This is a genomic window from Rhodococcus sp. PvR099 (assembly GCF_017833315.1).
GTDB lineage: Bacteria > Actinomycetota > Actinomycetes > Mycobacteriales > Mycobacteriaceae > Rhodococcus_G > Rhodococcus_G oryzae.
This window is the reverse complement of sequence record NZ_JAFIBV010000001.1, coordinates 3,252,302-3,274,799: the sequence shown is the minus strand read 5'-3', so window position 1 is coordinate 3,274,799 and position 22,498 is coordinate 3,252,302. Positions and strand designations below refer to the sequence as shown.

Genomic DNA, 22,498 nt, shown 5'->3' with positions numbered 1-22,498 from the left:
ATTCCGCGTCCCTTAAAAAGCCCATGCGATGGCCCGGTATCTGGCTGTCGAGGGTGTGCCTCGATCACAGTGGCGCGACCGCTCCGGACTCTCACCGGATTCCCGTCAACCATCGCTATTACCAGCGCACTCTCGCATTCGCCAGCCGGTGGTGTCAATCGCACCGCGTCCGGTCGACCGGCGAGACGTTCGCGCGCACTTCATCGGGCGGTCCGCGACTGTTGGCGGGATCGCCATGCCGACAGGGATCGATGGGTCGGTGCGAATAGTGCAGCTGGCCAACTTCTACGGTCCCCGATCGGGCGGGCTGCGCACCGCGCTGCACAACTGGGGCGCCGGCTACTGCGGACGCGGGCACGAGGTGATCCTGGTGGTTCCTGGCAGGCGCGATGCCGAGGAGGTGATGCCGAGCGGGGTCCTCCGGATCACCCTTGCGGCGGTGCCGATCCCCGCCACCGGTGGTTATCGCGCCGTCAATCCGCACCGGGTGGCCGACGTGGTGCGGGGGCTGCGCCCGGCCGCCCTCGAGGTGTCGGATCGGCTGACGCTGCGCGGCTTCGGGCAGTGGGCGCGGCGGCGTGACGTGTGGAGCGTGGTGGTGTCCCACGAGCGACTCGACCGGCTGCTCGGGCAGGTGCTGCCGCCGCGCACGGCGCGGTCGTGGGCGGACGTCGCCAACGCGCGGATGGTGCGCAACTTCGATGCGGTGGTCTGCACCACCGCGTTCGCGTCCGAGGAGTTCGTCCGGATCGGCGCGGGAAACCTGTTCCGCGTTCCGCTGGGCGTCGACCTGGCGCTCTTCCATCCGGATCGGCGGGACGAGGGCGTGCGCGAGCACTACGCCCGGCCGTCGCAACGCCTGCTGCTGCACTGCGGACGGCTGTCGGTGGAGAAGCAGGTCGATCGCAGCATCGACGCGGTCCGGTCCCTGGTCGGGCAGGGACAGGACATCCGGCTGGTGATCGCCGGGGACGGGCCGAAGCGAGAAGCCTTGCGGCACAGGGCGCGGAAGCTGCCGGTGCACTTCACCGGGTTCATCGGCGACACCGGCCGGCTGGCGACGCTGTTCGCCTCCGCCGACGTCACCCTGGCGCCCGGACCGCACGAGACCTTCTGCCTGTCGGCCCTGGAGTCGCTGGCCGCGGGGACGCCGGTGGTCGCGGCGCGATCGTCCGCCCTGTCCGAGATCATCACCCCGGGGTGCGGGGCGGTTGCGCACGGGCGGGGCGTCGCGCTGGCGGACGCCGTCACCGGGGTGCTGGACATCCCGGCGGTCGCGCGCCGGGAATCCGCTCGGCTGCGGGCCGAACAGTTCAGCTGGTCGGCGTCAGTCGACGGGATGCTCTCGGTGCTCGCGGGGAACTGAGGGCGGGGTGGACAGCGCCAGCCGCAACGCGGCCGCGACCCGGCCCATCGCCTCGGGACCCGAGCGGCCGACGCCCACCATGTTCGCGAAGGAGTGGATCAGCCCGGGCTCGAGGACGTACTGCACCTCGACCCCCGCCGCACGGAGCTTCTCGGCGTAGGCCTCGCCCTCGTCGCGCAGCGGATCGAAACCGGCGGTCACGACGTAGGCGGGCGGCAGGCCGGTGAGATCGCCGTAGATCGGTGACAGCAGCGGATCGGTCCGGTCCGCGCCCGCGGGGACGTAGCTCTCGTCGGCCACGTCCATGAACCGCGTGGTCAGGAAGAATTTCGCGAAGGTCGCCCGGCTGGGCCGTTTGACGGCGAAATCCACTGCGGGATAGATCAGCAACTGGAACGCAGGCGGCACCCCGAGTTCCCCGTGCGCGGCGCGCTGGGCCAGTACGGCGGCGAGGTTTCCGCCCGCGCTGTCACCACCGACCGCGATCCGGTCCGGGTCGATGCCAAGGCCGGCCGCGTTGGCGGTCACGAACGAGTACGCCGCCTCGACGTCGTGCACCGCGGCGGGGAAGGGCGACTCGGGGGCCAGCCGATAGTCGACGGCGACGACCCGCACCCCGGCCCGCTCGGCGAGGAAACGGCACAGCGCATCGTGGCTGTCGAGGTCGCAGTAGACCCAGCCGCCACCGTGGATGAAGAACAGTGCAGGCGAGGTGGTGGTCAGGCCGCGGGGGGTGTAGATCCGCAGCCGGAGCGGGCCTGCCGGGCCGTCGATGTCGCGGTCGGTGACCGCGCCGATCGGCAGGTTGCCGCCGACGACCCTGGAACTGGACAGCAGCACGCGCCGACCTTCAGGGATCGGACGCTCCTCGAACGGCCCGCCCTCGACCTTCTGCAACGCGAGGATGAGCTGCATCTCGGGGTCGAGGACGTTGCCTTCGATCTCCACCGGCCGCCCCGCCACGCGGCGGAGGACGCCCGCGGGCATCCGCAGGAGGGTCTGCAGCGTGTGCCGCCTCGCGGCTTCGAGCGCCAGGGTCATACGTGCGAACGTACCCGCTCGACCAGGGGCGTTTGCCCGATTCGGGGCTCAGGCGTCCTTCGCCGCGGCGGCCACGTCGAGCACGACCTCGAACTCGAGCAGGGATGCACCGGTTGCCACCGGCTTGGCGCGCTCACCCGAGTGCGCGGCCCGGGCCGGGCCGTCGGACCACGCCTTGAAGGCCTCCTCGGATTCCCACTGCGTCACGACGAAGTAGCGCTCGTCGCCCTTGACGGGACGCAGCAACTGGAAGCCGAGGAAGCCGGGGGAGTTCTCGACCGCGTGCGCGCGGTTCGCGAAGCGCTTCTCCAGCTCGGGGCCTGCGCCCTCGGGAACCTCGATTGCATTGATCTTCACGACTGCCATGCGGGCGAGCGTACTCCGCTCGCGGTCAGGCGCCGGTGGTGTCGGGTTCCGCGAGATGCTCGGTCAGCACGGCCAATTGGATCTTGCCCGCGTCGGCGTGGACCGCGCGGCCGGCATCGGTGACGTCGACGAAAACCCCGCGACGATCCGATTCGCACAGCGACCGTGCGACCAGCCCCGCCTTCTCCAGCCGCGCGACGCTCCGGGAGAGGGCGCTCGGGCTCAGGTACATGTCCGCGGCGAGCTCCTGCATCCGTGGGTGCTTGCAGGTGACGCTCATCAGGCGGTCGAGGGTCTCGAAGTCGCTCATGCTCAGGCCGTGCGCGTTCTGCATCTGGCGATCGAGGTCGCACGCGATGCCGTTGTACCGGTCGAGCAGCGCTCGCCAGGTGCCGCGGAGCTCAGCTTCTGACGTCATGGCCGCATCCTAGTTCCCGTCCACCGATTGATGCAAGCGAATTAAATGTTAACGAAATTAGTGCTTGCGCATTGATTGCACATGCACATACAGTCCTCGACGTGACTACCACCGAAACCACTCCGAACCTCACCGCCTCGCCGGGTTCGACCGCTCCTGCCGCAGGGCAGGCATGGACGGCCCGCCTCTGGGGGATCCTCGCGGTGCTGTGCGTCGTGATGTTCCTCGATGGGCTCGACGTCTCGATGGTGGGCGTCGCGCTGCCCTCGATCGGCACCGAACTCGGCCTGGACACCACCTCACTGCAGTGGATCATCAACGGCTACGTGCTCGGCTTCGGCGGCCTGCTGCTGCTGGGTGGCCGCACCGCCGACCTGCTCGGCAGGCGCAACGTCTTCCTGGTGGCGTTGGCGGTCTTCGCCGTCGCCTCGCTGGTCGGCGGGCTCGTCGACAACGGCACCCTGCTCATCGTGACCCGCTTCGTGAAGGGCCTCGCCGCGGCCTTCACCGCGCCGACCGCGATGTCGATCCTGACCACCACCTTCAAGGAGGGGCCTGCCCGCAACCGGGCGCTGTCCATCTTCTCCGTGTTCGGTGCCAGCGGCTACTCGTCGGGGCTGATCCTCGGCGGACTGCTCACCAGCGCCGGCTGGCGGTGGACGTTCCTGATGCCGGTGCCGTTCGCCGTCGCAACCCTCGTCGCCGCCGTCGTCCTCATCCCGCGGGACCAGCCTGCCGACACCGGCGGGCACGATCTGGTGGGCGCGGTCACCCTGGTCGCGGGCATGATGCTCGCCGTCTACACCGTTGTCTCCGCGCCCGCACGGGGTTGGGCTGATCCGCTCACGCTCGGACTCTTCGCGCTCGCGGCGGTCCTGCTGGCCTCGTTCGTCTTGGTGGAGAGGCGAATTGCGCATCCGCTCGTCCGGCTGAGCATCCTCAGGGTGGGCGCGATCGTGCGGGCCAACCTGAGCATCATCGCGTTGTTCGGTTCCTACCTGAGCTTCCAGTTCATGGTGACGATCTTCCTGCAGTCCGGGCTCGGCTGGTCGCCGCTGAAGATGGCGATGGCGCTGCTCCCGGCCGGACTGATCGTCGCGTTCGGTTCGCCGTTCGTGGGACGTCTCGTCGACCGGTTCGGCACGCCGCGGATGATCATCGCCGCGCTCGGCTCGCTGAGCCTGGGCTACCTGTGGTTCCTGTTCGTGGGCAGCGACCAGCCGAACTACGCGGTCGCCATCCTGCCCAGCGTGATCCTGCTCGGTCTCGGATTCACGTTCGGCTTCACCTCGATCATGGCCCAGGCCACCTCGGGCGTCGACGACTCCGAGCAGGGCCTGGCCTCGGGTCTGGTCCAGACGTCGATGCAGGTCGGCGCGGCGCTGGTGCTCGCGCTGACCACCGCGCTGGTCACCGCCGGTTCGCACACCGGGGCGGGCACCGCGAGCTTCGAGCAGTTCCGCCCCGGCCTGATCCTGGTCACCGGCGTTGCGCTGCTCGGGCTGGCGATCACCGTCTGGCCGCTGATCCGCGGGCGCCGCTACTCGGCCGTGCCGGAGACGAGCCAGGCCTGACCGGGCACACCGACCGCGAGGCAGCACGGCACCGGGATAGCCTCGGTGCCGTGCTGCATGACGAGGGTGGGACCGGTCGGCCGATTCTGTTGCTCCACGGACTGATGGGCAGCGCCAGGACCTGGCGCAGGCACGTGCCGTGGCTGCGCGAGTACGGGCACGTCTACACCCTCGACGCGGCCGGGCACGGCAGGCCAGCCCCCGCCGAACTGACCACCGAGGCATTCGTCGAGGACCTCACGGACGCACTGACGCCGATCACCGAGCCGATGGTGGTGATCGGACATTCGATGGGCGGGCTGCACGCCTGGTGCTTCGCCGCCGCGCACCCCGACCGCGTCAGCGCGCTCGTCGTCGAGGACATGGCGCCCGACTTCCAGGGGCGCACCGCGCGCGACTGGGCCGAGATGATCGGGTCCTGGCCGCAGCCGTTCCGCGACCGCGAGCACATGATCGACTTCTTCGGACCCGTTGCGGCGCAGTACTTCATGGATTCCTTCGAGGAGCGGTCCGACGGTTTCCATCTGCACGGCGAGGTGCCGGTGTGGCGGGACATCTCCGAGGAGTGGGGGACCCGCGACTTCTGGGCGCAGTGGTCCGCGGTCCGGGCACCGGCCCTGCTGCTTGAGGGCGAGTTCACCATCACCCCGGCCGGGCAGATGCGCGCAATGGCCGACACGGCAAGGGAATCGGAGACGCGTTACGAATTGGTCGCGGGTGCCGGTCACCTGGTGCACGACGATCGGCCGGTCGAGTACCGCGCTGCGGTGGAGGCGTTCCTCGAGGAGTTGCCCGTTCGCGCGACCGGTCGGTGAACGAGGCCCCGGGCGTCTGTGGCCAGACGCCGCGGCGCACTGTCGCACCGCCTGGGTACGGTCTCGGCATGGCGACACCCAGTGATTTCGATGCCCTCCGCCCGGTTCTTCTCGTCTCCGGCGACAACAGTTCCAGCATCATCTACTCGCCCGGCGGCCCGGAGTATCACCAGCACCGGTCCGCGCTGGAGGCGCACGGCATCGAGGGCTCCGGGTACGAGTTCGCCGGTGCCCTTCGAGCGGTGCTCACCGACCGAGCCCCTGCCGCCCTCGGCGCGGTCGGCTTCGATCCGGAGGCAGGCATGGTGAGCGTCTACGGGAACGATCTCGATGCACTGCTCGTCGCGGCGCGGACCCTGCACACTCTGGTGCTGGACGCGGACGCCCTCGACGCCGCGCTGACCCGCGCCGTCGAACTCGGCGTCGACGACGACTAGTCCGGGCCCCGCGACTGCCGTCAGGCTTCCCCTGCGAGGGCGAACATCCCGTCCTCGGTCTGCTCGACCAGCCCGTCCACGAGAAGCGAGTCCAGCGCCCGGTCCCGCTGCGCGGGGTCCGTCAGCCACGCCTGGTCGAGCCGCGCCCGTTCGACCGGCGCATGCGTCTCCCGCAGCACGTCCAGCAAGCGGCCGCGGACCTGGCGATCGGTGCCCGCGAACTTCTGCACCTTGCGCGCGGGCCCGGTGTGGGCCGGGCGACCCGCGCCGACCCACGCGCAGTCGGTCAGCGGGCAGCGGTCGCAGTCGGCATTGCGCGCGGTGCACACGGTCGCGCCCAGCTCCATCAGCGCGGCCGAGAACACCGCGGCCCTCGCCCTGGTCCGCGGGAGTAGCGCGTCGACATCGGCGAGGTCGCGAGTGGTCGACGGATTGCCGGGCTCGGCGGCGCCGTGCACGGCCCTTGCCACCACGCGCCGGACGTTGGTGTCCACCACCGGGACCCGCTGCCCGTAGGCGAAACAAGCCACCGCGCGCGCGGTGTACGCGCCGATTCCCGGCAGGCCGAGCAGGATCTCCACGTCGTCGGGTACCTCGTCGCCGTGTTCGGCGGCCAGCACCCGTGCGCACTCGTGCAGCCGCAGGGCCCGGCGCGGGTAGCCGAGCTTGCCCCAGGCACGCAGCACCTCGCCCTGGCTCGACGCGGCCATCAACGAGGGCACCGGCCAGCGCGCCACCCACTGCTCCCAGATCGGCGCGACGCGGACCACCGGCGTCTGCTGCAACATGATCTCGCTCATCAGGATCTGCCACGCGGTGACGCCCTCGCGCCTCCACGGCAGGTCCCGGGCCTGACGCTCGTACCACGCGATCAGTGCGGAGGTGTTCACTTGAACTTCACACCTCCCATTTCACAGTTTTGCCAGGTGGCGAACGAAACGCAGAAAGTACCGGGTGCACAATGGCTGACATGCCCAACTCGAACCCCATCTCGGCCTGGAAGGCACTGAAGCAGGGTAACGACCGCTTCGTGAACGACACCTCGCTGCACCCCAGCCAGGGCATCGCCGACCGGGCGAAACTCGTCGACGGACAGCACCCAACGGCGGTGCTGTTCGGTTGCGGTGACTCGCGCGTCGCCGCGGAGATCATCTTCGACCAAGGCCTCGGCGACATGTTCGTGGTGCGCACGGCCGGCCACGTCATCGACAGCTCCGTGCTCGGTTCCATCGAGTACGCGGTCGAGATCCTCAACGTGCCGCTGATCGTGGTCCTCGGCCACGACAGCTGCGGCGCGGTCAAGGCGACCCTCGACGCGCTCGACAAGGGGGCGATCCCGAACGGCTTCATCCGCGACGTCGTCGAGCGGGTCGCGCCGTCGATCCTCATGGGCCGCAACGAGGGCCTCAAGGAGATCGACGAGCTCGAGGCCCGGCACGTCGTCGAGACCGGCAGCCTGCTCATGCAGCGATCCCGGATCATCGCGGACCGAGTGGAGCGGGGATCCTGCGCCATCGTCGGCGTCACATACAAGCTCTCCGACGGTCGCGTGAAGCTGCAGGCCTCCGTCGGCGACATCGGAGAGGTTGCCGACTGAGCGACACGCCGGGGCTGGTGGAGGTCCGCCCGGGCCCGGGGACCTAACGTGGGTTCTGTGTTGGAACCAAACGGGCCGCTGCCCCCCGAGATCTACTGGCGACGACGCGCGCTCGCAATCGGGGCGGGTGTGGTCGCGCTCATCCTCTTTGTCTGGATCGTGACGTCGCTCGGTGGCGGCGGCGACGACCCGGAGGCCGAGGCCGCCGCCGCCAGCAGCTCGCAGAGCAGTACCTCGTCCGGCCAGGCGGCGCCCAGTTCCGCGGGCGACGCGGGCGGGTCCGGTTCCGGATCCGGATCCGGTGAGGCTTCCGCGTCCGGTTCGGGATCCGGCGGTTCGGGCGGCGACACCGCGGTGTCCGGGTCCGTCTCGGGTGGGGCGGCGGCGTCCTCGTCGGCAACGGTCCCCGCGGGCCAGTGCCCCGACCAGTCGCTGGCCATCAAGGCCAGCTCGAACCAGCCGAACTATCCGGCGGGCCAGGAGCCGCAGTTCGGCATCGTGGTCACCAACATCGGCTCCGCGACCTGCGAGCGCGATCTCGGCGCGGGCATGCAGCAGGTGCTGGTCTACAGCCTGGACGGGCAGCAGCGGATCTGGTCGAACACCGACTGCTTCCCCAACACGGCGCCGGACATCCGCTCCCTCAAGCCCGGCGAGCAGGCCGCGTTCACGGTCAAGTGGTCGGGCGCCACGTCCGAACCCGGCTGCACCGCCCCGCGCAACCCGGTCGGTGCCGGCGCCTACACGGTCGTCGGCCAGCTCGGCGCGCTGCGCAGCACCCCGGAGCCGTTCAACATCAGCTGACGCCGCTCCGCGCGGTTCGCGGTCAGTCGAACGGGCCGGAGATCGAGGTCTCGGCGAGGCGGGACAGGCCCTCCCTGATGTGCCGGGCCCACAGCCCGCCGATGCCCTCCACTGACTGCAGGTCGGCCGCGGTCGCGGCGAGCAGGCCCTGCAGGGTGCCGAACGATCCGACCAGCCGGTGGATCTGGTGGAACTGCAGGCGCGGCACCCGGGTCAGCACCCGGTAGCCGCGTGGGCTCATCGGCGCCTCGAGCGCCTCGATCGTCGCCGGGTAACCGTAGGCGCGGGCCAGCGTGGTCAGGTCGAGCAGGTCCGCGTCGGTGAGCTTGTCGAGCGCCGCGAGGGTTCGCTCGACGGCCTCGGTCGGGGCCTGGCCCTGGCCTGCCAGGTAGTCGCGGGCAACCAGCTGACGGGCGATGTCGTTGTCGCCGACCAGTTCCTCCAGCTGCAGGGCGAGCTGCCTGCCGTCGGTGCCGAGCTCGAGCACGTCGCGCTCGATCTCCACCGACACGCGGCGCACCATCTCGAGCCGCTGCGCGACGGTGAGGGCGTCGCGCAGGGTCACGAAGTCCTCGATCTCCACGACGGAGAGCTGGTTGGTGACCTGGTTGAGCCTGGATTTGTACCGCTCGAGCGTCGCGACGGCCTGGTTCGCCCTCGACAGGATGGTCGGCGAGCCCTCGAGCACGTGCCGGATACCGCCGACGTACACGCTGACGATGCTCATCGACTGGCTCACCGAGACCACCGGGTAGCCGGTCTGGATCGCGGTCCGCTCCGCCGCGCGGTGCCGGGTGCCGGATTCCACGGTCGGGATCTTGTAATCGGGGACCAGCTGCACGTTGGCCCGCACGATGCGGGTGCCGTCGGTGGACAACACCACGGCCCCGTCCATCTTGGAGAGTTCCCGCAGCCGGGTCGGCGCGAATTCGACGTCCAGCTCGAAGCCGCCGTCGCAGAGTTCCTCGATCTCGGCGTCGTAGCCGAGCACGATCAGGGCGCCGGTACGGCCGCGCATGATCCGTTCCAGGCCGTCGCGGAGCTCGGTCCCCGGCGCCAGCCGAGCGATCGTCTCGCGGACGGTGGCAGACGGCGTGGCGTCGTCCATTGCCGTCCCCCCTCGCTCGCGGTGCGCGGCGCCTCATCGCCGGGCGGAGTCGGTCGATCCGCCGTCGCTTCGCGTCCAGGTTACCCAGCGGGGGAGAGGCGGCGGCCTCCCCGGGGCCGGACGCGCCGGTGCGGGACCGGCCAGGGCCGCATCGGGACCGCGATCGGCGAACCGATACTTTGTTAGCTGTGAGTAGTACCTGGACCTTGCCCGATGATCTCGTGTTGCCGATCCGCCCCGACTTCTTCCCCGCGCCGGGCGGTGCCCTCCCGCAGCACTGGTCCAAGTGCTTCGGTTGCGGCGATGACCAGCCCGCTGGGATGGCGATGACCTTCACCGCGGGCGAGGGCCTCGAGGTGTCCGGCCGGCTGACCGTGGCGAACCGATACCAGGGCGGACCAGGGGTGATCCACGGCGGCATCCTGTCCGTCGCCTTCGACGAGGTCCAGGGCATGGCCTGCATGGTGCTCGGCGGCCCCGTGGTCACCGGTCACCTGGAGATCGATTTCGCGAAGCCGATCCCGCTCGGATCGGTGCTCGAGTTCCGCGCCCGGATCGACGGCATGGTCCGGCGCAAGGTCTACACCACCGCCGAGGCCCGGATCGTCGAGGGACCGACCGCCGGTGACGACATCGTCGCCACCTCGCGCGGGCTGTTCCTGACCATCAAGCCCGAGCACTTCGCGCCGATGCAGGACTTCGTGGACGGCGACGCGACCTCGCCGTTCGGCACGTCCTCCTCGCTGTAGGCCCGCTCAGCCCCGGGGCAGCACCCGCAGGGCCTCGCCGAGATTGGTGACCTCGGTGGCCCGCATCCCCGGCGGCGGTGTCCCGGAGTCGCGGGGCACCACCGCGTGGGTGAAGCCGAGCCGCTTCGCCTCGGCGAGCCGCCGCTCGACGCCGGTGACGCGGCGCACCTCGCCCGCCAGCCCGACCTCACCGAGCACCACCACCCCCGGCGGCAGCGCCGCGTCCTTGAACGCGGACGCCACCGCGACGGCAAGGGCCAGGTCCGCGGACGGTTCGGTCAGCCGCATTCCGCCGACCGTCGCCGCGTACACCTCCTTGTCGGAGACCTTGACCCCGCAGCGCCGTTCGAGCACGGCCAGCACCATCGACACCCGCGCCGAGTCCATGCCGCTGACCGCGCGCCGGGGCGAGGGGTTGTGCGAGGTCGCGACGAGGGCCTGCACCTCGCCGAGCAGCGGGCGCTTGCCGTCCATGGTGACGGTGACGGCGGTGCCGGGGACGGTGTCGTCGCGGTGGTGCAGGAAGAGCCCGGACGGGTCGCTGACGCATTCGATGCCGTCCTCGCGCAGTTCGAAGCAGCCCACCTCGTCGGCCGCGCCGAAGCGGTTCTTGACGCCCCGCACCATGCGCAGGGTGGAGTGCTTGTCGCCCTCGAAGTGCAGCACCACGTCCACCAGGTGCTCCAGGGCGCGCGGCCCGGCCACCGCACCGTCCTTGGTGACGTGTCCGATCAGCAGTACCGGGATGCCGCTGGACTTCGCCAGCGAGGTGAGCGCGCTGGTGATGGCGCGGACCTGGGTGACGCCGCCGACCACGCCCTCGACATCGGCGGCGAGCATGGTCTGCACCGAGTCCACGATCAGGAGTGTCGGGCGGACCTGCTCGACGTGCCCGAACACGGTGGCCAGGTCCGACTCGGCGGCCAGGAACACCCGCTCGTGCACGGAGTTGGTCCGGTCGGCCCTGAGCCGGACCTGCCCGGCCGACTCCTCGCCGGTGACGTAGAGGGCGCGGTCCTGCGGGTCGCGCTGCGCCCACCGGTGCACGACCTCGAGGAGCAGGGTCGACTTGCCGACGCCGGGCTCGCCTGCGAGCAGCACCACCGAACCGGGGACCAGGCCGCCGCCGAGCACCCGATCGAGCTCGGACACACCCGTGGGTTTGGCCCTGGTGGAGGTGCCGTTGATCTGAGAGATCGGGGTCGCAGGGGAGGTCGGCACCATGGACACCCCGCGGGCGGCGGTGGCGCCCGGCCTGCTCGCGACGGCGGCGAGTACCGCCACCTCCTCGATCGAGCCCCATGACCCGCAGTCGGGGCAGCGGCCGACCCATTTGGCCATCGAGTGCTGACAGGACGAGCAGCGAAAGCTCGATTTGGGTTTGGCCACCACCGCAGCCTAGGGGTGGGGTCCGACACTCCGGCCGGAGTGTCGCGGCCGGAGTGTCGTTCGGGTCGAAATGTGCTGTGCCGCAACGACGAGAACGGCCCCGACGCTGAGCGTCGGGGCCGTTCTCGTCGAACCGTGGGGACTAGTGTCCGCCGCTGCCGAGGGGCTCGGCACCCGCGTTGCCGGACTTGTCCGACTCGTGGCGCTCGGTCCTCGGCCCCGCATCGACCGGCACCGAGACGACGATGTCGCCCGCGCGCTCGAAGCTGAAGGTGATCGGGACGGTCAGGCCGGGGTAGACGCCCTCGTTGATGTCGTTGAGCACCACCAGGACCAGCTGGGTGGGGTCCTCGGGGTTGTCGAGGATGGTCGCGGCGCGGGTGCCTGCGCCGAGGGAGGTCTGCGGCTTGATGATCCGGCCGCCGACCTCGCCCGCGATGGTGACCGAGTCGGCCGCATCGGTGGTGATCTTGGTCAGGCGGTCGGCCTTCTCCTCGTTGTTGTTCACCGCGGTGAACGCGAGAGCGGCCTTTCCGCCGGGCTCGAGGCTGTACTCCTCGCTGTCGGGGTACAGGATGTGCACGTTGCGCAGGGAGATATCACCCTGGTTGGCGTAGTTGCCGTTCACGGCCGCAACCTGGGTTGCGGTCTGGGTGATCTGGCCCGCGCTGCAGGCGGACAGCGAGATCGCCGCGGCTGCGGCCAGGGCAACGGCGGTCGCGACTCGTCGAGTCGGCGCATTCAGGGCTGTCACGGGTTGTCCTCCACGGCGTCGGGTCGTACTCCACTAGGCAGAGTAGTAGTCAGGTCTGCGGACCGGGTCCCGGGGTCGTCCTTCGGGGCTTCGCGGCGGGGTTCGCGACGCCGAAACCTGAGGCCAGATGGTCGGTTTGGGCCCCACTGGATGCACGTTCAGGTCCGGCTGTCAACCCCTCCGGTCACCCCTCTGTGCCCCTGACCAGGGCCGTTGGAAGCTGCGCCGCCAGACCCCGTGTTAAACTGTGAAGATCGAAAGGGGCACGGGACAGATGATTTTTAAGGTCGGAGACACCGTCGTATACCCCCACCACGGAGCGGCGCTGATCGAGGCAATCGAAACTCGCACCATCAAGGGTGAACAAAAGGAATATCTCGTTCTCAAGGTCGCTCAGGGCGACCTGACCGTCCGGGTCCCCGCGGACAACGCCGAGTACGTCGGTGTCCGTGATGTTGTCGGGCAGGAAGGCCTGGACAAGGTCTTCCAGGTGCTGCGCGCGCCGCACACCGAGGAGCCGACCAACTGGTCGCGCCGGTACAAGGCCAACCTCGAGAAGCTCGCCTCCGGCGATGTGAACAAGGTTGCCGAGGTCGTCCGCGACCTGTGGCGTCGTGAGCAGGACCGCGGTCTGTCCGCGGGCGAGAAGCGGATGCTCGCCAAGGCACGTCAGATCCTCGTCGGTGAGCTCGCGCTCGCCGAGGGCACCGACGACGCCAAGGCCGAGATCATCCTCGACGAGGTTCTCGCAGCAGCGTCCTGACACATGAACAACGTCACTGACCCGGCCGAAGTGCGCAGCGGAGGCCGGGTCATTGCTTTGGTGCCCGCTGCCGGGCGCGGGGAGCGCCTCGGGGAGGGCATCCCGAAGGCGTTCGTCACGGTGCGCGGTGTCTCTATGCTCCGGCTCGCCGTCGAAGGACTGATCGAGTCCGGTGTCGTCGACCGTGTCGTGGTGATCGTCCCCGCGGACCGGATCGATTCGGTGCGCGCGGAGCTGCCCGAGGGCGTCGACGTCGTCGCAGGCGGCGCCGAACGGACCGACTCGGTGCGTGCGGGGCTCGCGGCCGCCGAGGGCGCGGACCTGCTGCTCGTGCACGATGCTGCCCGGGCCCTGACCCCGCCGCCCCTGATCGCCCGCGTCGTGGCGGAGCTGCGTGCCGGCCGCGACGCGGTGGTGCCCGCGCTGCCGGTCTCCGACACCATCAAGACGGTTGACCTGCTCGGTGCGGTGACCGGCACCCCGGAACGCTCCGAGCTGCGAGCCGTGCAGACGCCGCAGGGATTCACCGCGGATCTGCTGCGGCGCGCCTACGCGGCCGCCGACTCACTTGCCACCGACGACGCGGGCCTGGTCGAACGGATCGGCGGGCGGGTCCGGACCATCGTCGGGGATCCGCTGGCTTTCAAGATCACCACCCCGCTGGACCTGGCGCTGGCCAGGGCGCTGGCGAACGACGAACCGATCGAGCAGTAGGGAGCCGGGCAACCGTGCGAGTGGGAATCGGCACCGACGTCCATCCGATCGAGGTCGGCAGGCCGTGCTGGATCGCCGGGCTGTTGTTCGTGGACGAGGACGGCTGCGCCGGGCACTCCGACGGCGACGTCGCCGCGCACGCGCTGTGCGACGCGCTGTTGTCGGCCGCGGGACTGGGCGACCTCGGCTCGGTGTTCGGCACCGGAAGGCCGGAATGGGACGGGGCCAGCGGTGCGGTGCTCCTGACCGAGGTGCGCAGGCTGATCGAGGCCGACGGCCTGCGGATCGGCAACGCCGCGGTCCAGGTGATCGGGAATCGTCCCAAGATCGGTCCGCGCCGGGTGGAGGCGCAGGACGTGCTCTCCGAGGTGCTCGGGGCTCCCGTCTCCGTCTCCGCGACGACCACCGACGGTCTCGGGCTCACCGGCCGGGGCGAGGGCATCGCGGCCGTCGCGACCGCGCTGGTACTTGACACCGGTTCGGGCCGGTAAGATCGCACGTCGTGACCCTGCGCCTATTCGACACCGAGACGCGGGCCCTGCGTGACTTCGTTCCGCTGGCCCCCGGACACGCGTCGATCTATCTCTGTGGTGCGACCGTCCAGGGCGAGCCGCACATCGGCCATGTGCGCAGCGGCGTCGCGTTCGACGTGCTCCGGCGCTGGCTGCTCGCGCACGACTACGACGTCGCGTTCATCCGGAACGTCACCGACATCGACGACAAGATCCTGAACAAGGCAGCCGATGCCGGGCGGCCGTGGTGGGAGTGGGCGGCGACCTACGAGCGCGCCTTCGACTGGGCCTACGACCGGCTCGGCGTGCTGCCGCCCTCGGCGGAGCCCCGCGCGACCGGCCACGTCACCCAGATGGTCGACATGATGCAGCGCCTGATCGACGCGGGCCACGCGTACGCCGCCGCGGGTGACGTGTACTTCGACGTGCGCAGCTACGCGCCGTACGGCGCGCTGTCCGGGCACAAGCTCGACGACGTGCACCAGGGCGAGAGCGCGGCCGCGGGCAAGCGCGACCCGCGGGACTTCACGCTGTGGAAGGCCGAGAAGCCGGGGGAGCCGTCCTGGCCGACGCCGTGGGGGCGCGGACGTCCGGGCTGGCACCTGGAGTGCTCGGCGATGGCGGAGGCCTACCTGGGTGCCGAGTTCGACATCCACTGCGGCGGCCTGGACCTGGTGTTCCCGCACCACGAGAACGAGATGGCGCAGAGCCGGGCGGCGGGCGACGGGTTCGCCCGGTACTGGCTGCACAACGGCTGGGTCACCATGGGCGGCGAGAAGATGTCGAAGTCGCTCGGCAACGTGCTGTCGGTGCCGAACGTGCTGAAGAAGGTTCGGCCGCAAGAGCTCCGGTACTACCTGGGCGGAGCGCACTACCGCTCCATGCTCGAGTACTCGGACCACGCGCTCGAGGTGGCCGCCGAGTCCTACCGCGGCCTGGAGGCCTTCATTCTCAAGACCCGCGAGCGGGCGGGTGAGATCCCGGTCGGCAAGTGGACCGAGGGGTTCGCGGCCGCGCTCGACGACGACCTTGCGGTGCCGAAGGCGCTGGCCGAGATCCACGGCAGCAAGACCGAGGGCAACAAGGCACTCGATGCCGGCGACCTGACCGCGGCGTTGGAGATCGCCGGTCAGGTGCGGGCCATGATGGGCATCCTCGGGGTGGACCCTCTCGACCCGCACTGGGCGGCCGATGCCGATGACAGCTCGGCGGCTCACGCGGCGCTCGATGTTCTGGTGCGCGCGAATCTCGATGCGCGCCAGAAGGCGAAGGCGGACAAGGACTGGGCCGCCGCCGATGAGATCCGGGACCGGCTCGCCGCGGCGGGCGTCGAGGTCACCGACACACCGAGCGGGCCCGAGTGGTCCCTCAAGACGAACCACAACGAAGCGGGACTGTAATGGCAGGCAATTCGAGCAGGCGCGGCGCGATCCGCAAGACCGGCACCAAGAAGGGCCAGGTCGCGGGCTCCGGAGGCAAGGGCAGGCGCAGCCTCGAGGGGCGCGGGGCCACCCCGCCCGCGGTCGAGCGCACCAAGCACCCCGCCGCCAAGCGGGCCAGGGCGGCGGCCCGCGCCGCCGACGCGAGTGGCCGCACCGGTGGCAGCGCGCCGCGCGGCCGCGGCGGTTCGCCGCGCAAGGGCGACGCCGGACCCGAGAACGTGTTGGGCCGCAACCCGGTCGTGGAGTGCCTGCGGGCGGGTGTGCCCGCGACCGCGCTGTACGTCGCGGTCGGCACCGAGAGTGACGAGCGGCTCACCGAGAGCGTGCAGTTGGCGGCCGAGGCGGGTATCTCGATCCTCGAGGTCCCGCGCACGGACCTGGACCGGATGAGCGCCAACGGGTTGCACCAGGGCGTCGCCCTTCAGGTGCCCCCGTACCGGTACGCGCACCCGGACGACCTCATCGCCGAGGCGCGCAAGCACCAGGAGCCCGCGCTGCTGGTGGCGCTCGACAACATCACCGACCCGCGCAACCTGGGCGCCGTGGTGCGTTCGGTGGCGGCGTTCGGCGGTCACGGCGTGGTCATCCCGCAGCGCCGCAGCGCCAGCGTCACCGCGGTCGCGTGGCGCACCAGCGCGGGCGCGGCGGCCCGGCTGCCGATCGCGCAGGCCACCAACCTGACCCGGACGCTGAAGGACTGGGCGGCCAAGGGCGTGCAGATCGTCGGCCTCGATGCCGGGGGCGACACCACCCTCGACGAGTACGACGGCACCGGGCCGGTTGTCGTGGTCGTCGGTTCTGAGGGCAAGGGCCTGTCCCGTTTGGTCCGCGAGTCCTGCGACTCCATCCTCAGCATCCCGATGGCGGGCCCGGTCGAGTCGCTCAACGCCTCGGTCGCCGCGGGCGTCGTGCTCGCCGACATCGCCCGGCAGCGGAGGCGATAGGCGGCTCCGCCACAGTGCCTGACCAGGAGGTTTCCGTGGTCGACCCGACCGTGTGGCGGGAATTCGGCACGCCCCTGTCCCCGCCGACCGGGCGGGGACCCCTGGACGGGATGACCGTCGCGGTCAAGGAACTGTTCGACGTCGCCGGGTACCCGGTCGGGGCGGGTAATGAGCAGTGGCTCGCCGAATCCCGACCGGCAACGTCGACGGCGCCCGTCGTCGCCGCCCTGCTCGAGGCGGGTGCGGCGATCGCCGGGATCGCGCGGTGCGACGAATTCGCCTACAGCCTGGCCGGTACGAACTCGCACTACGGGACTCCGCCGAATCGCCGTGCGCCGAATCGGATCCCGGGCGGCTCGAGTTCGGGGTCGGGCAGCGCCGTGGCGTCTGGCGAGGCGACGATCGGACTCGGCACCGACACCGCCGGATCGATTCGCGTTCCGGCGTCCTACCTCGGGTTGTTCGGGATCCGGAGCACCCACGGCGCGATCGCCCTCGACGGGGTGCTCCCGCTGGCACCCACATTCGATGCCGTCGGATGGATGACCCGTGACTCTGGCACGCTGCTGGCGGTGGGGGAGACGCTGCTGCCGCCCTGCCCGCCGCGACTATTCGAGCAGGTGATCGTGTCCGAGGACCTCACCGCGCTCGCCTCCCCTGCGGTGCGGGACGCGGTCGGCGCTGCGGTGGTGGGGTGGGAATCCGATCCCGGACTGCCCCGCGTCGAGCGTCTCCGCCTGGACACGGGCGGGCTCGCCGGCTGGGCCCACGCGTTCCGGACCGTGCAGGGCTTTCAGGCCTGGCGGGAGCACGGCGGGTGGATTTCACGGCACTGGGACAGCCTGGGCCCGGACGTGCGGGCACGATTCGAGGCGGCCGCGAATTACACCGAGGCCCAGTGGATTCGGGCCGCAGACGAGGTGCGGAGAATCGCGGTCGCGATCGATAGCCTCCTCGGCGATGACCTGTTGCTGGTGCCGTCCGCGTCCTCGGTGGCGCCGACCAGGACCGAGGCGTCGCTCGGCGGCACGGTCATCGAAGCGGCCCGGGCCGCGACGTTCCAGTTCACCTGTATCGCCGGGCTCACCGGGCGGTGTGCGGTGAACGTTCCGCTGCCGACCACCGACGGGATCCCGGTCGGGCTGGGCATCGTCGGGCCGCGAGGCCGCGATCTCGACCTGCTCCGGTTGGCGGACAGGGTGCGGGCCGCGGGGATCGCGGTCGGCTGGGCGAACGCAAGGTGGCCGGGCGTGGTGACCGCCCGCGACGACGTACTCGACTCTCGCCCAACGGCATCCGACCCCGGTAACATCACCGAATGCTGACAGCCGCGCTCTACGGACTGGGCACGGCCCTGCCGTTGCTCGTCGGCGCGATGGTGGGTTTGCGCTACGACCTGCCGCGCCAACTGCTCGCCGCGCTGATGGCGTTCGGCGCAGGAACGATGGTGGCGGCGGTGTCCACAGAACTGTTCCAGCCGGCGTTCGAGTCCGAGGGCGTGCTGGTCGCGGGGGTCGCGCTGATGCTCGGCGCTCTGGTCTACGTCGTCGCCGACCACCTCATCGAGAATCGGCTGGGCCCGGCGGCGCTCGGTTGGGCGTTGATGCTGGGCACCCTGCTCGACGGCGTGCCGGAGAACACGGCGCTCGGTGTCTCGCTGGGCGTCGAGAGCGGGTTCGTGCTGCTGGTCGCGATCGCGGTCGGCAACATGCCGGAGGCGGTGGCCGGGGCGGCGTCGATGCGCAAGCAGCACAACTTCGACCGCCGCCGGGCGATGCTGTTGTGGACGGTCACCGCTGTGCTGTTGGTGCTGGTCGTGATCGGCGCGTACGCCGCGTCGGACGCGATCTCCGATCGGCAGGTCGCGATCGTCCAGGCGTTCGCCGGCGGCGCCACCATCGCGGTGCTCGCCGACTCGCTGATGCCGGAGGCGTACCGGGAGGGCGGTTGGTGGGTGGGCCTGTCGACCGCGCTCGGCTTCCTCACCGCGTTCGCGCTCGGCGGCTGAGCCCCCGTCGAGAGTGCACCTGCCGGCGCGCCGGCCCGTGTTGCCGACCGGGATGTGCACACTCGACGGTCAGTGTGGTGGCGCCCCGTAGCCACCGCCGCCCGGTGTTTCGACGATCAGGGCGTCGCCCGCCTCGACGTCGACCGAGTCGCAGGCGGCCATCGCCACCACGGTGCCATCGGCGCGCTCGATCCTGTTGCTGCCCAGCGCGCCCGGTGAGCCCCCGGCCATGCCGTACGGCGGCACGCGGCGGTGGCCGGAGAGTGTGCTCACCAGCATCGGTTCCAGGAACCGGAGCCGGCGGACCGCGCCGTCGCCGCCGTGCCAGCGGCCGTCTCCACCGCTGCCGCGCCGAATCGCGAAATCCTCCAGGAGAACCGGGAGCCGCCACTCGAGTACCTCGGGGTCGGTCAGCCGGGAATTCGTCATGTGGGTCTGCACCACCGACGAACCGTCGAACCCGTCGCCCGCGCCGGACCCGGAGCCGAGGGTCTCGTAGTACTGGTGCCGGTCGTTGCCGAAGGTGATGTTGTTCATCGTCCCGGAACCCTCCGCCTGGACTCCGAGCGCGCCGTACAGTGCGCCGGTCACCGCCTGCGAGGTCTCCACGTTGCCGGCGACCACGGCGGCCGGATGGCTCGGCGCGAGCATGGACCCCTCGGGGATGATGATGTGCAGTGGCCGGAGGCAGCCGTCGTTGAGCGGGATCGCGTCGGCGACGAGCGTCCGGAACACATAGAGCACGGCGGCCGTTGCGACCGACGACGGCGCGTTGAAGTTCGACTCGAGTTGTGGCGAGCTCCCGGTGAAATCGATGGTCGCCGAGCGGCTCTGCCGATCCACGCTCACCCGCACCGCGATCACCGCGCCGGCATCCGTCTCGTACCGATAGGAGCCCTCGGCGAGGGTCTCCACGACCCGGCGCACCGCCTCCTCGGCGTTGTCCTGCACGTGGCGCATGTAGGCCTCCACCACATCGAGGCCGAAGTGGTCGATCATTCTCGCGACCTCCTCGACTCCCTTTGCATTCGCAGCGATCTGGGCGCGAAGGTCGGCGAGGTTGGTGTCGGGATTCCGAGACGGGTACCGCGCGCCGGTCAGCAGCTCCAGCGTCTCGGCTTCCCGGAGGCGGCCGTCGCGGGCGAGCAGCCAGTTGTCGAACAGCACCCCTTCCTCGTCGATCTCGCGGCTGGTGGCCGGCATCGACCCCGGGGTGATCCCGCCGATCTCGGCGTGGTGTCCGCGGGAGGCGACATAGAACAGGATCTCCGCGCCCGACTCGTCGAAAACCGGGGTGATGACGGTGATGTCGGGGAGATGGGTGCCGCCGTGGTAGGGGTCGTTGACGGCGTATACGTCGCCGCGCCGCATCCGGTCCCGGCGTCGCGCGATGACCTCCTTGACGCTGCTGCCCATCGATCCGAGGTGGACCGGGATGTGCGGGGCGTTGGCGATGAGGTTGCCGTCCGGATCGAACAGCGCGCACGAGAAGTCCAGCCGTTCCTTGATGTTCACCGACTGCGCCGTCGACTCCAGTGCGGTGCCCATCTGTTCGGCGATCGACATGAACAGATTGTTGAAGATCTCCAGCATCACCGGATCGGCCTGGGTGCCGACCTCTGCGTCGGCGGGCGCGACCACCCGATCGAGCAGCAGGTGCCCGGCCTCGGTGAGCGTGCCGCGCCAGCCGGGGTCCACCACGGTGGTCGAGTTCGTCTCGGCAATGATGGCCGGTCCCGTGACCGCGTCTCCTGGCCGCATCCGTGCCCGCTCGTACAGTGGCGCCGCGTGCCAGGATCCATCGGCGTACATGCGAACGGTGTCGGTGGCTTCGTCCGTTGCGGGTGCGGTCGCCGCCGCCACGTCGGACAGGTCCGGTTGGTCGGTCAGCCCGGTCGCCTCGACGGCCACCGCGTCGACGATGAGCGGACGGTCCATCAGGAACGAGTACGTCCGCAGGTGCACACCCTCGAACTCCGCGGTCATGGCCTCGGGCTCGGTCAGGTCGACGGGCACCGTGGTGTCCGTGCCGTCGTAACGCAGGTGGGCGCGCCGGGTCAGCCGGATCCGATCCGGGGACATCCCCTCGTCCAGGAGCTCGGTGGAGGCCACCGACTCCAGGGCCTCGGCGATGTCGAGTATCCGCGGCAGGGAGTCCGGCCCCAGCGGCGCCACCACCGACTGCTCCCGCATGACCGTGGTGTCGGCCAGGCCCATGCCGAGAGCAGAGAGCACGCCGGCCATGGGTGGGACCAACACGGTCTGGATGCCCAGCGAGTCGGCGACCGCGCACGCGTGCTGTCCGCCGGCACCGCCGAAGGTGGTCAGCGCGTACTCGGTGACGTCGTGCCCTTTCTGCACAGAGATGTGCTTGACCGCGTTGGCCATGTTCGCCACCGCGATGCGCAGGAATCCCTCGGCGACCTGTTCGGGGGTGCGGTCGTCGCCGGTCCGCGCACGGATGTCGGCGGCCAGCTCGGCGAACCGTCTGCGGACGATGTCGCCGTCCAGCGTCTGGTCGCCCCCGGGGCCGAACACCCGGGGGAAGTGGTCGGGCTGGATGCGTCCGAGCATCACGTTGGCGTCGGTGACGGTCAGCGGTCCTCCGCAGCGGTAGCAGGAGGGACCGGGGTCGGCGCCCGCCGAATCCGGACCGACGCGGTACCGGCTGCCGTCGAAGTGCAGGATCGAGCCACCGCCGGCAGCGACGGTGTGGATGTCCAGCATCGGTGCCCGCAGACGAACCCCTGCGACCTGGGTGTCGAACACGCGCTCGTACTCGCCTGCGAAATGCGACACGTCGGTCGAGGTGCCGCCCATGTCGAACCCGATCACCTTGTCGAAGCCGGCCAGCTGCGACATTCGCACCATGCCGACGATGCCGCCCGCCGGACCCGAGAGGATCGCGTCCTTGCCCCGGAAGTGGCCCGCCTCGGCGAGCCCGCCGTTGGACTGCATGAACATCAGTCGCACGCCGGGCAGTTGCCCGGTCACCAGGTCGACGTAACGGCGCAGCACCGGCGAGAGGTAGGCATCGACGACCGCGGTGTCCCCGCGCGGCACCAGCTTCATCAGAGGACTGGCCACGCTGGACAGCGAGATCTGGGCGAACCCGATCTCCGCCGCGAGCTCGCCGATCGCCGCTTCGTGCTCGGGGTACAGGTGGCTGTGCATGCACACCACCGCCACCGCGCCGATCCCGTCGTCCTGCGCTCGCCGGAGCTCGCCGGCCAGACGGTCGAGATCCGGCGAGCGCAGCACGGTTCCGTCGGCCATGACGCGTTCGTCGACCTCGATCGTGCGCTCGTACAACAGCTCCGGGAGTTCGATGTGTCGGTCGAAGATGTGCGGCCGGTTCTGGTAGCCGATGCGCAGCGCGTCTCCGAAGCCCTTCGTGATGACGAGGGCCGTGCGCTCCCCGGTGCGCTCGAGCAGCGCGTTGGTCGCCACCGTGGTGCCCATCCGGACCTGCTCCACCTGGTCCGCGGTGACGGCCTCTCCGGCGCTCGACCCGAGCAGCGCGCGGATACCGGCGACGGCGGCGTCGGAGTATCGGGTCGGGTTCTCCGACAGCAGCTTGTGCGTGACCAGGCTGCCGTCGGGACGGCGGCCGACGATGTCGGTGAACGTGCCCCCACGGTCAATCCAGAATTCCCAGCGCGAAGCAGTCATGGCTCTCCCATCGCGAACGATCGGA

22 protein-coding genes and 1 riboswitch are annotated in these 22,498 nt (G+C 70.4%); of the genes, 14 read left to right on the top strand and 8 right to left on the bottom strand.

The window, feature by feature from the left end:
- Window positions 1-12 precede the first annotated feature (12 nt).
- Window positions 13-141: riboswitch (cobalamin riboswitch) on the bottom strand.
- A 118-nt stretch (window positions 142-259) separates the two neighbouring features.
- Window positions 260-1,366 carry a glycosyltransferase gene (locus tag JOE46_RS14915; protein ID WP_209927713.1) on the top strand — a complete coding sequence of 369 codons (1,107 nt, stop codon included), beginning with the start codon at window positions 260-262 and terminating at the stop codon, window positions 1,364-1,366.
- Here the strand turns inward: JOE46_RS14915 and JOE46_RS14910 are convergent.
- The 3 genes from JOE46_RS14910 to JOE46_RS14900 are packed head-to-tail and all read right to left on the bottom strand — an operon-like array spanning window position 1,328 to window position 3,191.
- Window positions 1,328-2,407: an alpha/beta hydrolase gene (locus JOE46_RS14910; protein WP_097212942.1), complete on the bottom strand. Its 1,080-nt coding sequence runs from the start codon at window positions 2,405-2,407 to the stop codon at window positions 1,328-1,330. The two genes, JOE46_RS14915 and JOE46_RS14910, sit on opposite strands and share 39 nt — an antisense overlap.
- A 48-nt stretch (window positions 2,408-2,455) precedes the next feature.
- A complete protein-coding gene (mhuD, locus tag JOE46_RS14905) occupies window positions 2,456-2,773 on the bottom strand; it encodes a mycobilin-forming heme oxygenase MhuD (RefSeq protein ID WP_027500517.1) in 318 nt (105 codons plus the stop codon).
- A gap of 25 nt (window positions 2,774-2,798) precedes the next feature.
- Window positions 2,799-3,191 (bottom strand): MarR family winged helix-turn-helix transcriptional regulator, encoded by a 393-nt coding sequence (locus JOE46_RS14900; RefSeq protein ID WP_077042964.1) that lies wholly within the window; start codon window positions 3,189-3,191, stop codon window positions 2,799-2,801.
- Between the two features lie 218 nt (window positions 3,192-3,409).
- On the opposite strand from JOE46_RS14900, the gene JOE46_RS14895 reads away from it, so the two are divergent.
- From JOE46_RS14895 to JOE46_RS14885, 3 genes are all read left to right on the top strand, one after another.
- Window positions 3,410-4,765 (top strand): MFS transporter, encoded by a 1,356-nt coding sequence (locus JOE46_RS14895; protein ID WP_245221802.1) that lies wholly within the window; start codon window positions 3,410-3,412, stop codon window positions 4,763-4,765.
- A 50-nt stretch (window positions 4,766-4,815) separates the two neighbouring features.
- Complete coding sequence (locus JOE46_RS14890; RefSeq protein WP_209927707.1) at window positions 4,816-5,580, top strand: alpha/beta fold hydrolase; 765 nt, start codon at window positions 4,816-4,818, stop codon at window positions 5,578-5,580.
- 68 nt (window positions 5,581-5,648) lie between these two features.
- A complete protein-coding gene (locus tag JOE46_RS14885) occupies window positions 5,649-6,017 on the top strand; it encodes an Imm51 family immunity protein (protein ID WP_097212945.1) in 369 nt (122 codons plus the stop codon).
- A 20-nt stretch (window positions 6,018-6,037) separates the two neighbouring features.
- On the opposite strand, the gene JOE46_RS14880 is transcribed toward JOE46_RS14885, so the two are convergent.
- A complete protein-coding gene (locus JOE46_RS14880; RefSeq protein WP_097212946.1) occupies window positions 6,038-6,907 on the bottom strand; it encodes an A/G-specific adenine glycosylase in 870 nt (289 codons plus the stop codon).
- 80 nt (window positions 6,908-6,987) lie between these two features.
- Between JOE46_RS14880 and JOE46_RS14875 the strand changes: the two genes are divergently transcribed.
- On the top strand, window positions 6,988-7,614 hold the full coding sequence (locus JOE46_RS14875) for a carbonic anhydrase (RefSeq protein WP_209927704.1): 627 nt from the start codon (window positions 6,988-6,990) through the stop codon (window positions 7,612-7,614).
- Window positions 7,615-7,671: 57 nt separating this feature from the next.
- Complete coding sequence (locus tag JOE46_RS14870) at window positions 7,672-8,418, top strand: hypothetical protein (RefSeq protein ID WP_097212948.1); 747 nt, start codon at window positions 7,672-7,674, stop codon at window positions 8,416-8,418.
- Between the two features lie 22 nt (window positions 8,419-8,440).
- On the opposite strand, the gene disA is transcribed toward JOE46_RS14870, so the two are convergent.
- Window positions 8,441-9,526: a DNA integrity scanning diadenylate cyclase DisA gene (gene disA / locus JOE46_RS14865; RefSeq protein ID WP_097212949.1), complete on the bottom strand. Its 1,086-nt coding sequence runs from the start codon at window positions 9,524-9,526 to the stop codon at window positions 8,441-8,443.
- A 188-nt stretch (window positions 9,527-9,714) separates the two neighbouring features.
- Here disA and JOE46_RS14860 point away from each other — a divergent pair, with 188 nt between their 5' ends.
- Entirely contained in the window at window positions 9,715-10,275 is a 561-nt protein-coding gene (locus JOE46_RS14860) for a PaaI family thioesterase (protein ID WP_077042956.1), read from the top strand.
- Window positions 10,276-10,281: 6 nt separating this feature from the next.
- On the opposite strand, the gene radA is transcribed toward JOE46_RS14860, so the two are convergent.
- Window positions 10,282-11,664: a DNA repair protein RadA gene (gene radA, locus JOE46_RS14855; protein WP_209927702.1), complete on the bottom strand. Its 1,383-nt coding sequence runs from the start codon at window positions 11,662-11,664 to the stop codon at window positions 10,282-10,284.
- Window positions 11,665-11,806: 142 nt separating this feature from the next.
- On the bottom strand, window positions 11,807-12,418 hold the full coding sequence (locus JOE46_RS14850) for a hypothetical protein (RefSeq protein WP_097212951.1): 612 nt from the start codon (window positions 12,416-12,418) through the stop codon (window positions 11,807-11,809).
- Between the two features lie 274 nt (window positions 12,419-12,692).
- Between JOE46_RS14850 and carD the strand changes: the two genes are divergently transcribed.
- From carD to JOE46_RS14815, 7 genes are read left to right on the top strand one after another with little or no spacing between them, the layout of a single operon-like run.
- Entirely contained in the window at window positions 12,693-13,181 is a 489-nt protein-coding gene (gene carD / locus JOE46_RS14845) for an RNA polymerase-binding transcription factor CarD (RefSeq protein WP_007528440.1), read from the top strand.
- Between the two features lie 3 nt (window positions 13,182-13,184).
- Window positions 13,185-13,895, top strand: a complete 711-nt coding sequence (ispD, locus tag JOE46_RS14840) for a 2-C-methyl-D-erythritol 4-phosphate cytidylyltransferase (protein WP_209927700.1) — start codon at window positions 13,185-13,187, stop codon at window positions 13,893-13,895.
- A 14-nt stretch (window positions 13,896-13,909) separates the two neighbouring features.
- Window positions 13,910-14,386, top strand: a complete 477-nt coding sequence (gene ispF / locus JOE46_RS14835; protein ID WP_097212953.1) for a 2-C-methyl-D-erythritol 2,4-cyclodiphosphate synthase — start codon at window positions 13,910-13,912, stop codon at window positions 14,384-14,386.
- An 11-nt stretch (window positions 14,387-14,397) separates the two neighbouring features.
- Window positions 14,398-15,807 (top strand): cysteine--tRNA ligase, encoded by a 1,410-nt coding sequence (cysS, locus tag JOE46_RS14830; protein WP_209927698.1) that lies wholly within the window; start codon window positions 14,398-14,400, stop codon window positions 15,805-15,807.
- On the top strand, window positions 15,807-16,793 hold the full coding sequence (rlmB, locus tag JOE46_RS14825) for a 23S rRNA (guanosine(2251)-2'-O)-methyltransferase RlmB (protein ID WP_097212955.1): 987 nt from the start codon (window positions 15,807-15,809) through the stop codon (window positions 16,791-16,793). The genes cysS and rlmB overlap by 1 nt, the downstream gene beginning before the upstream one ends.
- A gap of 35 nt (window positions 16,794-16,828) precedes the next feature.
- The gene (locus JOE46_RS14820; protein ID WP_307861290.1) at window positions 16,829-18,118 is read left to right on the top strand and encodes an amidase; all 1,290 of its coding nucleotides are present in this window, start codon (window positions 16,829-16,831) and stop codon (window positions 18,116-18,118) included.
- Entirely contained in the window at window positions 18,112-18,801 is a 690-nt protein-coding gene (locus JOE46_RS14815; protein WP_209927696.1) for a ZIP family metal transporter, read from the top strand. The genes JOE46_RS14820 and JOE46_RS14815 overlap by 7 nt, the downstream gene beginning before the upstream one ends.
- Window positions 18,802-18,870: 69 nt before the next feature.
- On the opposite strand, the gene JOE46_RS14810 is transcribed toward JOE46_RS14815, so the two are convergent.
- On the bottom strand, window positions 18,871-22,473 hold the full coding sequence (locus JOE46_RS14810; protein WP_209927694.1) for a hydantoinase B/oxoprolinase family protein: 3,603 nt from the start codon (window positions 22,471-22,473) through the stop codon (window positions 18,871-18,873).
- Between the last annotated feature and the right edge of the window lie 25 nt (window positions 22,474-22,498).